Source organism: Nocardia sp. GP40 (assembly GCF_050434125.1).
Classification (GTDB): domain Bacteria; phylum Actinomycetota; class Actinomycetes; order Mycobacteriales; family Mycobacteriaceae; genus Nocardia; species Nocardia albiluteola.
In genome coordinates, this window is the sequence record NZ_JBNPVW010000005.1 from 121,090 (window position 1) to 134,789 (window position 13,700).

Sequence of the window (13,700 nt, forward strand, 5' to 3'; positions counted from 1 at the left end):
ACGGCTCACCCGCGGCGTCCTCCGTGGAAGACGCCGGGACCCGGCCCTGTGCACTCACCGAAATTCCTCCTGTCGCTGAACGCTGCGTTCCAACAACCGTTCCCTCTGCAATTGATCGCCCGCGATCTGTATTGCGGTACGAGCCAATGCCGTCGCGCCGTCGATCACCGCCAGATCCGCCGACGCGGTAATGCATGCCGCGGCAAATTCCGGCTGATGAGTGACCGCTCCCGCGGCATCTATGCCGATAACCGGGTGGATGCCCGGAATGGCATTGGTGACGTTACCCATATCAGTGCTGCCCAGCGGCCGAACCGCCTCCAGCTCCGGGGACAGCGGCACTCGCCCGATGCCCTGGATTTGCTCCCGGTAGGCAGACAGTACCGCCGAATCCGGCGTGAGCTCGGTATACGTGGGCGCGAGCGTCCGGATGTCGTGGGTGGTGCCGGTCGCCAGTGCTCCAGCCTCGAAACAAGCCGATGCGCGTTGCATCAGATCGCCGAGGGATGCGGAGTCGGCTGCCCGTAGGTAATACAGCAGTTCCGCGTGGTCGGGCACGATATTGGGGGCTACGCCGCCGGAGTTGACTATACCGTGCAGCTGCTGTCCGGGAGCGAGATGCTGACGCAGCAATCCCAGGGCAACCTGCGCGACGGTGACCGCATCGCCCGCGTTACGGCCCTGCTCGGGGGCGGCGCTGGCGTGCGCCGCGCGGCCGCGGTAGGTGATGGACAGATCGGCCAGCGCCAGCGAGCGGGCGCCGACGATGTCGAACGGGCCGGGATGGACCATCATCGCCATCCCAACCCCGTCGAATACGCCGCGCTCGAGCATGAGCACCTTGCCTCCGCCGCTCTCCTCGGCTGGTGTGCCGAACACCTTCACCGTGATCCCGCACGCATCGGCCACCTCGGCCAGGCCCAGTCCGGCGCCCACCGCCGCGGCGGCGATGATGTTGTGCCCGCAGGCGTGGCCTATCTCTGGCAACGCGTCGTATTCGGCACAGATTCCCACCACGAGCTCACCGCTGCCGTAGGTCGCCACGAACGCGGTGTCCAGACCGGCGATGCCCGCCTCGATCGCGAAGCCGCGCGCCCGCAGCGGCGCCAGGGCCTTGGCGGCGCTGCGGGTCTCGGCGAAGGCGAGTTCGGGCTCGGCGTGAATCGAGTGCGACAGATCGATCAGTTCCGCGGCGGCCGCGGTGATTCCCGCGTCGGCGGTGGCGGTCAGCGCCGGGTCCGCCGCCCGGACGGACTCCCCGGTCGGCGGACCCGCGAGATCCGGCTGTCGGTCGTCGCCGTTGCTGGACATGGCACCCAGTCTGGCACCAACCACCGGAAACGGTGAGAAGGGCGGCGGGCGATCAGGGGGCGAACGCGAGATTCTCCGGCGTGGTCTCCACCGCCAGGCCCGCCAGCGCCCGGCCGTGCAAGGCGCGCTTGATGACCGGCAGGTTCGGCTTGCGGTTGGCCGCCAGCGCGGCGGCCCGCTCCACCGCGGTGCCCAGCAACGCGTCCGCGTCCGCCTTCGCGTCGACGATGCCGGCGGCGATCGCGTCGTTCGCGGCGTAGCGGCGGCCGGTGGTCATCGCCTCGACCGCCACCTGATTCGTCAGGCGCTCGGTGACCAGCGCGTTCATCGCGACCGTGAAGGGCATGCCCAGATGCACCTCCGGCAGGCACCAGTAGCCGCGGTCCGCGCGCATGACCCGGAAGTCGTGCGAGGTGGCCAGCATGGCACCCGCGCCGAAGGCGTGGCCGTTCACCGCGGCGACGGTCGCCATGGGGAAGGTCAGCAGGCGGCTGTACATGCTGTGCACCCGGTCCAGGTACCAGCAGTTCCTGTCGAAGTTGCCGAACAGCCAGTCGGTGTCCAGGCCGTTGCTGTAGAACTTGCCCGTCGAGACGGTTACCAGCGCGGCCGGGCCCTCGCTGGCCTCGACCTCGTCCAGCAGGGCGTGGAAGGTGTCGATCCAGTCGGGGTGGAAGCGGTTCTCGGTGTCGGTCTGACCCTCGTTGCCGAGGTAGAGGACGAATACGTCCCCGTCACGTTCCAAATGCGGCATAGCCCGAGGATAAGTTACCGACGGGTCGGTACCGGGACGCGCATCAGATCCCGCGCGATCACCAGCTCTCCGTCGAAGTATTTCGCGGCCTCGAGCCGGTGCCCCTCCAGGTCGGCGTAGCGCTGGGAGAAGTGCGTCAGCACCAGGGTGCGCACGCCCGCGGCCTGCGCCGCCCGGGCGGCCTCGGCCGCGGTGAGGTGGCCATAGTCCCGGGCCAGCCCGGCATCGCGGTCCAGGAAGGTCGCCTCGATCACCAGCATGTCCGCGTCCTGCGCCAATTCCTCTACGCCGCCGCACATCCGGGTATCCATCACGAAGGCGAAGCGCTGGCCGCGGCGCACGGTGGAGACGTCGTCGAGGGTGATGGTCCGGCCTCCAGCGACCAGCGCGCCCTCGCGTTGCAGGCGGCCGATATCCGGGCCGGCGATGCCGAATTCGGCGAGCCGGCGTGGCAGCATCCGGCGGCCGTCCGGTTCGACGATCCGGTAGCCGAAGGTATCGATGCGGTGATCGAGCCGCACCGCCTCGAGCTCGAACGGCATGCCGGGCAGCGGAATCGGGCCCGGGGCCGCGACCGGCCCCTCCCGCAGGCCCGGAAACCACGGCACCACGTCGCGCAGGCGAAGGTAGAACTCGCGGCCCGACTCCGGGAAGCACACGTCGACCGGGTGCGCGACCTGATCCAGATTCAGCCTGGCGAGCACCCCGGGCAGGCCGAGACAGTGATCGCCGTGGAAGTGGGTCAGGCAGATCCGGGTGACGGAATTGGCGGCGACGCCCGCGAAAGACATCTGCCGCTGGGTGCCCTCACCGGGATCGAACAGCACCCCCTCCGAATCCCAGCGCAGCAGATAGCCGTTGTGGTTGCGCTCGCGGGTGGGCACCTGGCTCGCCGTTCCCAGCACGACGAGCTCCCGCGCCGCATTCACCTGTCGCTCCCGCGCGCGACCGATCGACGCCGGGCGGCCGGGCGCGCGCCGGGGTGGAGCGCCCGCACGATACGGACCGAGCCGGACATCCCGGCCCGGACGGCGCGCTCCGTGCACCGTAGCGCGGGTGTCGATCTCATTGTTCTCCCCCGCATTCCGGTAGTGCTTTCGCTCGCGGTCCATCCGGGCCAGCGCGACGGTACCAGGCCGGGGCGACGCGAACCGGCCTGCGCACCGCACGGGCGCTCGGCCGCGCGGTGTCGAGGCGGGCACGGGCGCGCGGCGGGGCTATGTCGCAGGCCGGGCACGGGCGCTCGGCCGGGCCGTGCCACAGGCCGGGCACGCGGTCGAGTGGCGTCGCAGGCCGGACACGCGGCCGGGCGGGCCGTGCCGCAAGCCGGGCACGGGCGCTCGGCCGGGCCCGGCCGCAAGCCGGGCACGGGCGCTCGGCCGGGCCCGGCCGCAAGCCGGGCAGAGTCGCAGGCCGGGCAGAGTCGCAGGCCGGACACGGGTGCTCGGCCTGGCCCATGTCGCAGGCCGGGCGTGGGTGCTCGGCCGGAGCGTGTCGCAGGCCCGGCACGGACGCTCGGCCGGGCCGTGTCGTAAGCCGTGCACGGGGTCGGCCGGGCGCGCGGGACGGGCGCGGGCGCACTATCGTTGGCCGCATGCTTGCCGAACAGGCCGCCGCGGCGATCGCCGAACGTACGGGAGTTGCACGCCACCGGATCGCGGTGGTGCTCGGCTCGGGCTGGCAGGAGGCGGCCGCCGAGATCGGCAATCCGGTGGCGACGGTGCCGATGGCCGAGCTGCCGGGCTTCGACACGCCGACCGCCCAGGGGCATCTGGGCACCGTGCACTCGGTGCCGGTGGACGATTCGCCCGTATTGCTGATGATGGGCCGTCAGCATCTCTACGAGGGTCATGAGCCGGCGCAGGTGGTGCATGGGGTGCGCACCGCCATCGCGGCCGGCGCGGACACCGTGGTGCTGACCAACGCGGCCGGAGGGATCCGTCCCGGCCTGCGCGTCGGTGAGCCGGTGCTGATCGGCGATCACATCAATCTGACCGGGCGCACCCCGCTCACCGGCGCGACCTTCGTCGACCTGGTCGACGCGTGGGATCCCGAACTGCGCGCGCTCGCACGGGAAGTCGACCCGGCGCTGACCGAGGGCGTCTACGCGGGCCTGACCGGACCGCAGTACGAGACGCCCGCCGAGATCCGCATGCTCGGCGTCATGGGGGCAGATCTGGTTGGCATGTCCACGGTCCTCGAGGCGATCGCCTGCCGCGCCCTGGGCGCCCGGGTGCTGGGCATCTCGCTGGTCACGAACCTGGCCGCCGGGGTCACCGGCGCCCACCTCTCGCACGCGGAGGTACTCGCCGAGGGGCACGCGGCCGCACCGCGGCTGGGCAAGCTGCTGCGCGGTGTGCTGGAACGCATCTGACGCGACGCGCGTCCGGTTCGCCAGGTCGTCCGGACCGGCCGCGTTCTCATCGGAGCGAGACGTCGGAATTCCGCGAGTGCGGATCTCCGGCCGGGATGCGACCGCCGGAAGCTGTTCTCGTCGAAAGGAGATACCGATGCTGCGATTCGGGACGGCCGGTCTGCGGGGTCCGCTGCGGGATGGTCCGGACGGGATGAACGTGGAGACGGTGTCGCGGGCGACCGCGGGGCTGGCCGAATGGCTGCGGGGACGTTGCCTGGGCGGGGGGCTGGTGATCGTCGGGCGCGACGCCCGGCACGGCTCGGTGGATTTCGCCGACGCCGCGGCGGAAGTGCTTGCCGCGGCCGGATTCTCGGTGCTGCCGCTGCCGCGCCCGCTGCCGACACCCGTCGTCGCGTTCGCCGTGCGCGAGCTGGGCGCGGTGGCCGGGGTGCAGATCACCGCCTCGCACAATCCCGCCACCGATAACGGATACAAGGTGTACCTCGACGGCGGATCGCAGCTGATCCCGCCCGCCGACGCCGAGATCGAGAAGTGCATCGAGGCTGTGCGCGAACCGATTCCGCGCGCCGATCCCCTGCCCACCGCGCCCGCTCCGAGCGCGCTCGCGCTGCCCGCCGATGCCTCCGTGGACGATCTCGGCGAGGAGATCGTGCGCCGGTACCTCGCCCGCGTCGCCTCGCTTCCCGAGCGTCTGGGCGGTCGGGAGGCGACCGTGCGGCGCAACGATCTCAGGATCGCGCTCACCGCGATGCACGGTGTCGGCGGCGAGCTCGCCGTGGCGGCGCTGGCCGCGGCCGGATTCGGGGACGTGCACGTGGTGAGCGAGCAGTTCGCGCCGGATCCGGACTTTCCGACGGTCGCGTTCCCGAATCCGGAGGAACCCGGGGCGTCGGATCTGCTGCTGGCACTGGCCGAGCGGACCGGGGCCGACCTGGCGATCGCGCTGGACCCCGATGCCGACCGGTGCGCGCTGGGCGTGCGCGGCCCGCACGGGTGGCGGATGTTGCGCGGCGACGAAACCGGCGCGCTGCTGGGCGATTTCGTGCTGCGCGGCGCGCCCGCGGACGCGCTGGCGGCCACGACGATCGTCTCGTCGCGGCTGCTGAGCAAGCTGGCCCCGGCGCGCGGCGCCCGCTACGCGGAAACACTCACCGGCTTCAAATGGCTTGCGCGAGCGGGCGATGGGCTCGTGTACGCGTACGAGGAGGCGATCGGCCACTGCGTCGACCCAGCCGCGGTGCGGGACAAGGACGGCATCTCCGCGGCCGTCGCGGTGGCCGAGCTCGTCGCCCGGCTGCGCGCGCAGGGCCGGGGCCCGCTGGACCTGCTCGACGACTATGCCCTCGAATTCGGCCTGCACGCGGGCGATCAGGTCGCGTTGCGGCTGGCGGATCAGGCCGCCGCCGCGGCCGTGGTCGCACGGCTGCGACAGACCCCGCCGGAGAGCATCGCCGGTGAGCCGGTCACCTGCACCGATATGGGGCAGGTGCGCGGCGCGATGCGCACGGACGCACTGATCTTCGAGGGTGCCGCACAGCGGATCGTGGTCCGCTCCTCGGGCACCGAGCCCAAGCTCAAGTGCTATCTGGAAGTGGTGGAACAGGTTTCGTCACGGGAGGCGCTGTCCGAGGCGAAACGAATTGCCGCTCAGCGCTTATCGGAGCTCCGCAAGTATTTCGAGAACCTCTGAGCTGCCGCTGCGCCTCCCGACGCACTGCTGCGGGACACGCCCGTATCGCCACGTGGCGGCCCGCCTGTCCATCCGGACCGGACACCTCGGGGTGGGAACGCTCAGCGCGGCCCGAACTGGCGATCGCCCGCGTCCCCCAGACCCGGGACGATGTAGGCGTCCGCATTCAGTCCGGCATCCACGGCCGCGGTAACCAGGCGCACCGGCAGCCCCGACCGCTCCAGCGCGGCCACTCCCTCGGGCGCGGCGACGACGCAGACCGCGGTGATGTCGGTGGCCTCGCGCGCGGCCAGCAGCTCCAGTGTGTGCCGCATCGAGCCGCCCGTGGCCAACATCGGGTCCAGCACGAAAACCGGTAGCCCGGCGAGGCTTTCGGGCAGCGACTCCATGTACGGGACCGGCTGGTGGGTCTGCTCGTCGCGGGCGATGCCGACGAATCCCACGCGCGATTCGGGGATGAGCTCGCTGGCCGCGTCCACCATGCCGAGCCCGGCCCGCAGCACCGGCACCAGCAGCGGCGGGTGCGCCAGCCGCGCGCCCTGGGTGATCGCAACCGGCGTGGTGACCTCGAACGTCGCCAGCGGCGCCTCCCGCAGTGCCTCGTAGATCAGGATTCCGGTGAGATCGCGCAGGGCGCCGCGGAACGCCGGGTTGGGCGTGCGCGCGTCGCGCATGGTCGTCAGCAGGGCGGCGGCGAGCGGATGGTCTACGATGTGCGTTCGCATGAGGGAACGATAAGGTCTGTAGGGGTTCGTAATCCGCACCCGCGGGTGATTTTCTCGTCCGAGGGGTGGAACCGTACTCGCGGTGCCTGCGTCCAAGTACTCGGATGACGTAATCTGCCAGCAGACGAGCACGATGGGGGATGTGATGACCAAGATCTCGGTCGACACCGAGGGCGTCGGCGCCTACAGCGCGACGGCCGGCGGCCTGGCCGGAGAGTTCGCTTCCGCAGCGGCCGCCGCGGTCGCCGCGGACCCGGTGCTGCTGGGCCCCATCTTCGGCCTCGTCGGCGGCGATTTCGTCACCGCATATTCCGCCGCCCATGCCGGACACGTCGCCTCGATCAGCCAGCTGTCCGCCGTCATGGGCACGCTCGGCACCGCCGCCGCGGGCGCCGCGGTCAGCTACTCCGAATCCGATGCCGATCGCGTCGCGGCGATGCAGAAGGCGCAGGAGAGGCTGCAGGCATGAGCGAGCGACCGATAGACGCAGCCGTGATCACGCTCATGCCGGAGCCGAGCGCCAGCGAGGTGGAGGCATGAGCGAGCGCAGCGAGCGACCAGTAGATGCAGCCGTGATCACGCTCATGCCGGAGCCGAGCGCCAGCGAGGTGGAGGCATGAGCGAGCGCAGCGAGCGACCAGTAGATGCAGCCGTGATCATGCTCATGCCGGAGCCGAGCGCCAGCGAGGTGGAGGCATGAGCGTGATGGGGATTGATCTCGACGCGCTGGCGAAGCCGCTGGTCGATCTGGTGGCCAGCTTCGGTACCGGGGTGCTGCCGAATGGCGGCCCGTCCGATGCGCTGCGGCAGACCTCCAACACGATGGACGGCATCCACAAGGCCGGCAGTTCCGGCATCAACCAGATGACCAACGCCTGGAACGGCGGCGCCGGCGATGCCGCCATGGACAAGGCGATGCAGGTGCAGACGTCCACGGCCACCATCTCCGATCGCGGCAACAGCATGGCCGACGTGGTCACCCAGGCCGCCTCCACGGTGCAGACCGGGCAGCAGAAGCTGGCCGGCATCCTGAAGGACTTCGTGCACCAGGTGAACGTGCTCGGTCCCGCCGCCACCACCCCGATGGGTCTGACGACGGTGGTCGGCACCGCGATCGACCACTTCGGCCAGGCGGTCGGCGTGGTCGGGCAGGTGCGCTCGGATCTGGATACGCACACTTCCGCGATGACCCAGCTCACCCCCGCACCGTCGACCCCGTCCACGGTCGGCACCCCGGTGAATACCGCCTCGCTGGTCTCCCAGCTCGGCAGCGGCGTCGACACGGCCTCCTCGCTGCTGAGCGGGGTCACCTCCAGCGGCGGCTCGGCCCTCACCTCGCTGGCGAGCAACGGCTCGAAGTCGGCGACCCAGGTGGCAGCGGCCTCGAATACCAGCGACAAGCCCGGTAAGCACGGCGGCGTCATGATCACCCTGCCCGACGGCACCCAGGTCGAGGCGCCCAATCAGAAGGCCGCCACGGCGGTCAAGTCGGCGATCAAGTGCCTCGGCACGCCCTATGTCTGGGGCGGCAACACCCCGGGCCAGGGCCTGGACTGCAGCGGGCTGACGAAATACGCCTACGGCCAGGCCGGGGTCGATCTGCCGCGCCTGGCGTGCGATCAGAGCCAGGGCGCGACGAAGATCAACGCGGGCGATGTGGAGCCCGGCGATCTGGCCATCTGGGACGGCCACGTCGCGATGGTCGTCGGCAACGGAAAGATGATCGAGGCCGGCGATCCGGTCCAGATAGATCCGATAAGGACTACCAACATGGATATGAACTTCCACGGCTTCTACAGGCCCACCCATGACTGATCCCAAGCAGCAGCAGATACCGAACGTCACGGTTGCCGCCAGCACGAACCGCTCGGGCACCATCAGCGTGCGGGCCACCGACCAGGGCATGCCGGTCGAGATCAAGTTCGAGCGCAGCGAGTATCGCTACGGTGCACAGGCCCTGGCCGCGGAGATCCTGCGCCTGACCAAGCGCTCGGCGATCGTGGCCAAGGCCCGTCGGCGCGAGGTGCTGGCCGAATCCGGGATGCCGGTCGAGATCCTGGACAAGCTCGGCCTGCCCACCCGCCAGGCCGCGGTGGACGAACTGGACCGCATGGACGACGAGGACACCGGACCCACGAGCTGGATGAGGCCAGTCTAGTGAGAGAGCGAAGCGAACGAACCATGGACACAGCCGCCAATGCGCTCATGGCGCAGCCGAGCGCCAGCGAGGCGCAGCCATGAGCGCAGAGATGGACGCCCTGGTCGCGGCGGCGACCGAGAAGCTCGAGGCGCTCGAGGCGGCGCTGTACGGGCTCGGGCAGGTACGCGGGCGGTTCACCACCGAGGACGGTCAGGTGAGCGTCGAGGTCGACAGCAACGGCGCCCTGGTCGGGCTGCGGCTGGCCGAGTCGATCACCTCGCGCACGCCCGCCGAGGTGAGCCAGGCCATCATCTGGGCCTGCACCCAGGCGGCCCAGGACGCGGGTGCACAGCGTTCGGAGGTGGTGTCGAACCTGAATTCCACCTTCACTGGCGCGGAGTCCGGAACTGTTGGGGGGCGGGCCGAATAGTGCCGCACGCGGCGGCTCGATAGGCTCACGGTCATGGCTTCTGGAGACATCGTCCCGATCGAGCTCGGCCTGACCGATGGCGATCTCGTCACACTGTGGGCACCGCGCTGGCGCGACGGTGACGACGAGTGGGAGGCATTCCTCGGGCACGACGACGCGCTGTACGGCTTCGACTCCGTCGCGGAGCTGGCCGCGTTCATCCGGACGAACGACGACAACGACCTCGTCGACCATCCGGCATGGAAGGTCGTGGCCGGGTTGTCCGCGGCCGAACTGGAGCCGGAGGAAGAGCACATCTTCGATCTGGTCGGGGTGCCGGAGCTGGCGGCGGGCGATCCGGATCCGGATTCGGTCGGCGAGCTCGAGGAGACGCTGGACATGGCCCGCACCATCGGCGAGGTGTGCGAGCTCGAGGTGGTGACCAAGTTCTTCGGCTCGCACCCCGTGCTGGGTGCGCTGCCCGCGGGGGTCAGCGCCTTCTACGGGCGCGAGGGCCAGGAGCTCTGGAGCCAGATCGGGGCGGCCATCGTCAAGGACTGGGACAAGGTCGTCGACGCGATCGATTCGGTCGTGAAGTCCCCGGCCGTCGATGCCGACGCGGTCGCCCTCGCGGAGGCCGAACTGCTTGCGGCGGACGAGAACATCGTCGATGCCGAGGACGCGGCGGAGACCGATGACGACGACGAGATCGAACAGGTCGACCTCGACGAGGACGACGAGGAAGACGCCGAGGACGAGACGTTCTGGCACGGCGTCGGCATCGACCCGATCCGCATCGTCACCTCCGAGGGCGAGTTCTACACGCTGCGTTGTTATCTCGACGACGAGCCGGTATTCCTGGGCAGCGGCGGCACGATCACGGTGTTCTCCTCCGAGCGCGCGCTGGCGCGCTACCTGGCCGACGACCACGATCACGACCTCGCCGCCGTGAGCACCTACGACGAGGTACACACCGCGGCGATGGACGGCTCGCTCGAGATCGAGGTCTCCGACGAGAACGTCTACGTGCTGCCGGGCCTGGCCGACGACCTGACCCAGGGCCCGAAGGCGGTCGACATCGACCAGCTGGATCTGGCCTTCGAACTGTTCACCGACGCGGCCGATTACGCCGACGACGACACCGTCGAGCAGGCGCTGGCCAAGTCCACCCCGCTCGGCTGGTACGTCTCCTATCTGCTCGAGCCGGACCCGAGCCGGCTGGCGCCGAGCCCGCCGTTCGCGGCCGAGGCCGAGGCCTGGCGCACCCTCGAGCACAATTTCGAGACCCGCCTGCAGAAGGGGTAGCAACCGCACCCGGCCGCCGCATCCGGATCACCCCGGACGCGGCGGCCGGATCGGATCACCGGCGCAGCGCGGTGTCCGCACGATCCGGCGCATCGTCGGCGCCGGGCCGCTGCACATCGGATTTGGTGACGGCGAGGTAGGCGACCAGCGCGAGAATCGCCAGGCCGAGCACCGCGACGACGGGACCGTCGCCGAGGCCCAGGCCGCTGGTGTCGGCCGGCTTGCCGAGCCAGTCGGCGACCGAGGCCCCCAGCGGCCGGGTGATGACGTAGGCGCCCCAGAAGCACAGGATCGGATTCCAGCCGAGCCAGCGGTAGCCGGCGGCGGGGACGAGGATGCCGGCCGTGAAGACCGCCGCGGAGGCCGCGTATCCCCAATGCAGTGTGTAGGCGGTGAAGTCGCCGAGCGCGGTGCCCATGGCGAAGGTGGCCATGACCGCGGCCCAGTAGAACAGTTCGCGCCGGGTGGTGTTCACCTCGTGGATCGACAGGGTGCGCTCGGTGCGATACCAGAGGAAGAACACCGCCACCAAGACCACCGCGTAGAACAGGGTGGAAACGGGATATGGGACGCCGAGCACGACGTGCATCACGTCGGCGGCCATAGTGCCGAAGACGCCGACCATGACCACCGCGAGCCAGTACGCCCACGCGTTGTAGCGGCCCAGACGCAGCTGCAGGATCAGCGCCGCGAGGAAGGCCACGAAGCCGAGCACGACCGCGATCTGCGGGTCGATGGTGGTGACCAGCAAGTCGGAGGTGGATTCGCCCATCGCCGTGGACAATCCCTTGATGATCCAGAACGCGGCGGCGACTTCGGGAACACGCAACGCGCCGATTCGGGTCAGCGCGGAAGAGGACGAATTCGGACTGCCGGATGCGGAATTCAACGAGCAACCTTTGCGGTAGTGAAGGACGGATACGGATACCGGCTACCGGCACGGCCCCGAATCCGGGCACAGGACATCGACAGTGTTCCCGGCCGGCGCTGAGAGCACGCTGAGATTCCGTCGTGATTCATGCCATTGGCAACTGTTGCGCAGGGCCCGATTCGGTGTAGCCTTGGGCAAATGCCCAAGACGTTTGCCCAAGGGGATTCTCCGATCGAAACGGGTTCGTATGGCGACTTCCGCAGAGCAGGGCCGTGAGACGCGCGCCCGACTCACGGACGCGGCGCTGGAGTTGATTGCCGAGCGCGGCTGGAGTGCGGTGACCACCCGGTTGGTGGCCGAACGCGCCGGGCTGCGCCCCGGGCTGGTGCATTACCACTTCAGCTCGGTCAACGACCTGCTCATCGACGCCTCGCTGGGGATGGCCCGGCAATTGGGCGAGGGCGTGCTCGGGGAGGCGTTGACCGAGCAGGGGGCGGCGGGGCTGGAGTTTCTACTCGCGACCGTCGGCGCCTACGCCAACACAACCACCGATACCCGCGTGTTCACCGAAATGCTTTTGGCCGCAACGCGATACGACCGCCTGCGGCGGGGGCTGCGGGAGGTGCTGGACGACTTCCGGGGCGCGGTGGCCTCCTGGCTGCGCGATGCGAGCACGGTAGCGGACCCGGAAGCGACTGCGGCCGTGGTCGTCGCGGTGCTGGACGGGCTCATCCTGCACCGCCTCATCGATCCCCGGCTGAGCGAACTCGGCATCGACGGCCCGCTGCGCCGGCTGACCGGGTCTTCCGATGGCGGCGGGACACCACACTTCTTGGCACGCGTACGATCCGCTCCGCGACCGGCGCGCACGAACTCCACCAGCCCGAACACCCCGACGCCGGTGCTGTCCGAGCGCGGCTCGTGCGTCGGCGATGACACGAGATCCGTTGTCCCAGCGCCGTTCCCGACTCCAGCGCCGGGAACGGGACATCGGGAGCCGCTCCGGATCAGCCGAGCAGGACCGCGTAACCGGGCTTGATCACCTCGTCGATGATGCGCAATCGGTCCGGGAACGGGATGAACGCGGACTTCATGGCGTTGATGGTGAAGCGCTCGAGATCGCTCCAGCCGTAGCCGAACGTCTCCACCAGCTTGAGCATCTCCTGACTCATGCTGGTATCGCTCATCAGCCGGTTGTCGGTATTGACCGTGACCCGGAAACGCAGGCGGGCAAGCAGATCGAAGGGATGCTTGTCCAGCGAGGGCACCGCACCGGTCTGCACGTTCGAGGACGGGCACAGCTCCAGCGGAATCCGCTGGTCGCGAACGTAATTCGCGACCAGGCCCAGGCGCGCCTCGGAACCGGCGTCGGCCTCCGAGATGTCGTCGGTGATCCGCACCCCGTGCCCGAGCCGTTCGCAGCCGCAGAACGCGACCGCCTCGTGAATCGACGGCAGGCCGAACGCCTCGCCCGCGTGAATGGTGAAGTGCGCGCAGTTGGCCCGCAGGTATTCGAAGGCGTCCAGGTGACGGCTGGGGGGATATCCCGCCTCCGCACCCGCGATGTCGAATCCGCCGACACCGCGCTCGCGCCACCGCACGGTCAGCTCCGCGATCTCCAGCGAGCGCGCCGCGTGCCGCATCGCGGTCAGCAGGCACACCATCCGGATGGGCGTCCCCGCCGCGGCGGCCAGCTGTTCACCCTCGCGGAAGCCGGCCAGGGTGTGTTCGACCACCTCGTCGAGGGTGAGGCCGCGCTCGAGGTGCTGTTCAGGGGCGAAACGCACCTCGGCGTACACCACGCCGTCGGCCGCGAGGTCCTGTGCGCACTCGCTCGCCACCCGCCGCAGCCCCTCGGGGGTCTGCATCACCGCGACGGTGTGCGCGAAGGTTTCCAGGTATCGCTCGAGCGATCCGCTGTCGGCGGCATCGCGGAACCAGTGCCCCAGCGTGACGGCGTCGTGGGCCGGCAGCTGGTCGTATCCGCATTGCGCGGCCAGCTCGAGCACCGTCGCGGGCCGTAGCCCCCCGTCGAGATGGTCGTGCAGCACGGCCTTGGGGGCCTGGCGGATCGAGGCAAGGGTTATAGGCATCGGTCCAGTCATGTATCGACGCTAG

Annotated in this window: 14 protein-coding genes; 8 read left to right on the top strand and 6 right to left on the bottom strand. The window is 69.9% G+C overall.

The window, feature by feature from the left end; genetic code table 11:
• Positions 1 to 54: 54 nt before the first annotated feature.
• The 3 genes from ABH933_RS16995 to ABH933_RS17005 all read right to left on the bottom strand — a co-directional run bounded on the left by ABH933_RS16995 (position 55) and on the right by ABH933_RS17005 (position 3,177).
• A complete protein-coding gene (locus ABH933_RS16995; protein WP_429427508.1) occupies positions 55 to 1,230 on the bottom strand; it encodes a M20 family metallopeptidase in 1,176 nt (391 codons plus the stop codon).
• Between the two features lie 133 nt (positions 1,231 to 1,363).
• Positions 1,364 to 2,065, bottom strand: a complete 702-nt coding sequence (locus ABH933_RS17000) for an enoyl-CoA hydratase-related protein (RefSeq protein ID WP_429427330.1) — start codon at positions 2,063 to 2,065, stop codon at positions 1,364 to 1,366.
• 14 nt (positions 2,066 to 2,079) lie between these two features.
• A complete protein-coding gene (locus ABH933_RS17005) occupies positions 2,080 to 3,177 on the bottom strand; it encodes a ribonuclease Z (protein WP_429427328.1) in 1,098 nt (365 codons plus the stop codon).
• A gap of 482 nt (positions 3,178 to 3,659) precedes the next feature.
• Between ABH933_RS17005 and ABH933_RS17010 the strand changes: the two genes are divergently transcribed.
• Together ABH933_RS17010 and ABH933_RS17015 are read left to right on the top strand one after the other, a co-directional pair.
• Positions 3,660 to 4,439 carry a purine-nucleoside phosphorylase gene (locus tag ABH933_RS17010; protein ID WP_429427326.1) on the top strand — a complete coding sequence of 260 codons (780 nt, stop codon included), beginning with the start codon at positions 3,660 to 3,662 and terminating at the stop codon, positions 4,437 to 4,439.
• A 136-nt stretch (positions 4,440 to 4,575) separates the two neighbouring features.
• On the top strand, positions 4,576 to 6,132 hold the full coding sequence (locus ABH933_RS17015) for a phospho-sugar mutase (RefSeq protein ID WP_429427324.1): 1,557 nt from the start codon (positions 4,576 to 4,578) through the stop codon (positions 6,130 to 6,132).
• A gap of 101 nt (positions 6,133 to 6,233) precedes the next feature.
• On the opposite strand, the gene upp is transcribed toward ABH933_RS17015, so the two are convergent.
• Positions 6,234 to 6,857, bottom strand: coding sequence for a uracil phosphoribosyltransferase (gene upp / locus ABH933_RS17020; RefSeq protein WP_215916515.1), 624 nt, complete (start codon positions 6,855 to 6,857; stop codon positions 6,234 to 6,236).
• An 82-nt stretch (positions 6,858 to 6,939) separates the two neighbouring features.
• On the opposite strand from upp, the gene ABH933_RS17025 reads away from it, so the two are divergent.
• From ABH933_RS17025 to ABH933_RS17045, 5 genes are all read left to right on the top strand, one after another.
• Positions 6,940 to 7,326 carry a type VII secretion target gene (locus ABH933_RS17025; protein ID WP_429427322.1) on the top strand — a complete coding sequence of 129 codons (387 nt, stop codon included), beginning with the start codon at positions 6,940 to 6,942 and terminating at the stop codon, positions 7,324 to 7,326.
• Between the two features lie 227 nt (positions 7,327 to 7,553).
• Positions 7,554 to 8,672 carry an NlpC/P60 family protein gene (locus ABH933_RS17030; protein WP_429420842.1) on the top strand — a complete coding sequence of 373 codons (1,119 nt, stop codon included), beginning with the start codon at positions 7,554 to 7,556 and terminating at the stop codon, positions 8,670 to 8,672.
• Positions 8,665 to 9,015, top strand: coding sequence for a hypothetical protein (locus ABH933_RS17035; protein ID WP_215916513.1), 351 nt, complete (start codon positions 8,665 to 8,667; stop codon positions 9,013 to 9,015). Before ABH933_RS17030 ends, ABH933_RS17035 begins: the two co-directional genes overlap by 8 nt.
• A gap of 79 nt (positions 9,016 to 9,094) precedes the next feature.
• Positions 9,095 to 9,427: a YbaB/EbfC family nucleoid-associated protein gene (locus ABH933_RS17040; protein ID WP_429420840.1), complete on the top strand. Its 333-nt coding sequence runs from the start codon at positions 9,095 to 9,097 to the stop codon at positions 9,425 to 9,427.
• A 33-nt stretch (positions 9,428 to 9,460) separates the two neighbouring features.
• Positions 9,461 to 10,711, top strand: coding sequence for a primosomal protein (locus ABH933_RS17045; protein ID WP_429420837.1), 1,251 nt, complete (start codon positions 9,461 to 9,463; stop codon positions 10,709 to 10,711).
• Positions 10,712 to 10,766: 55 nt separating this feature from the next.
• Here ABH933_RS17045 and ABH933_RS17050 read toward each other — a convergent pair whose 3' ends face one another.
• Entirely contained in the window at positions 10,767 to 11,600 is an 834-nt protein-coding gene (locus tag ABH933_RS17050; protein WP_429420834.1) for a COG4705 family protein, read from the bottom strand.
• 229 nt (positions 11,601 to 11,829) lie between these two features.
• Here ABH933_RS17050 and ABH933_RS17055 point away from each other — a divergent pair, with 229 nt between their 5' ends.
• On the top strand, positions 11,830 to 12,621 hold the full coding sequence (locus ABH933_RS17055; protein WP_429420831.1) for a TetR/AcrR family transcriptional regulator: 792 nt from the start codon (positions 11,830 to 11,832) through the stop codon (positions 12,619 to 12,621).
• Here the strand turns inward: ABH933_RS17055 and ABH933_RS17060 are convergent.
• Complete coding sequence (locus ABH933_RS17060) at positions 12,590 to 13,687, bottom strand: adenosine deaminase (RefSeq protein WP_429420829.1); 1,098 nt, start codon at positions 13,685 to 13,687, stop codon at positions 12,590 to 12,592. The two genes, ABH933_RS17055 and ABH933_RS17060, sit on opposite strands and share 32 nt — an antisense overlap.
• Positions 13,688 to 13,700: the final 13 nt, after the last annotated feature.

What these genes read in the sequence shown, in the direction of transcription:
- ABH933_RS17035 (WP_215916513.1), top strand. Translation starts at nt 8,665, where the DNA reads ATGACTGATCCCAAGCAGCAGCAGATACCGAACGTCACGGTTGCCGCC.
- ABH933_RS17060 (WP_429420829.1), bottom strand. Translation starts at nt 13,687, where the DNA reads ATGACTGGACCGATGCCTATAACCCTTGCCTCGATCCGCCAGGCCCCC.
- ABH933_RS17045 (WP_429420837.1), top strand. Translation starts at nt 9,461, where the DNA reads ATGGCTTCTGGAGACATCGTCCCGATCGAGCTCGGCCTGACCGATGGC.
- ABH933_RS17015 (WP_429427324.1), top strand. Translation starts at nt 4,576, where the DNA reads ATGCTGCGATTCGGGACGGCCGGTCTGCGGGGTCCGCTGCGGGATGGT.
- ABH933_RS17030 (WP_429420842.1), top strand. Translation starts at nt 7,554, where the DNA reads ATGAGCGTGATGGGGATTGATCTCGACGCGCTGGCGAAGCCGCTGGTC.
- ABH933_RS17055 (WP_429420831.1), top strand. Translation starts at nt 11,830, where the DNA reads ATGGCGACTTCCGCAGAGCAGGGCCGTGAGACGCGCGCCCGACTCACG.
- ABH933_RS17040 (WP_429420840.1), top strand. Translation starts at nt 9,095, where the DNA reads ATGAGCGCAGAGATGGACGCCCTGGTCGCGGCGGCGACCGAGAAGCTC.
- ABH933_RS17005 (WP_429427328.1), bottom strand. Translation starts at nt 3,177, where the DNA reads ATGGACCGCGAGCGAAAGCACTACCGGAATGCGGGGGAGAACAATGAG.
- ABH933_RS17010 (WP_429427326.1), top strand. Translation starts at nt 3,660, where the DNA reads ATGCTTGCCGAACAGGCCGCCGCGGCGATCGCCGAACGTACGGGAGTT.
- ABH933_RS17000 (WP_429427330.1), bottom strand. Translation starts at nt 2,065, where the DNA reads ATGCCGCATTTGGAACGTGACGGGGACGTATTCGTCCTCTACCTCGGC.
- upp (WP_215916515.1), bottom strand. Translation starts at nt 6,857, where the DNA reads ATGCGAACGCACATCGTAGACCATCCGCTCGCCGCCGCCCTGCTGACG.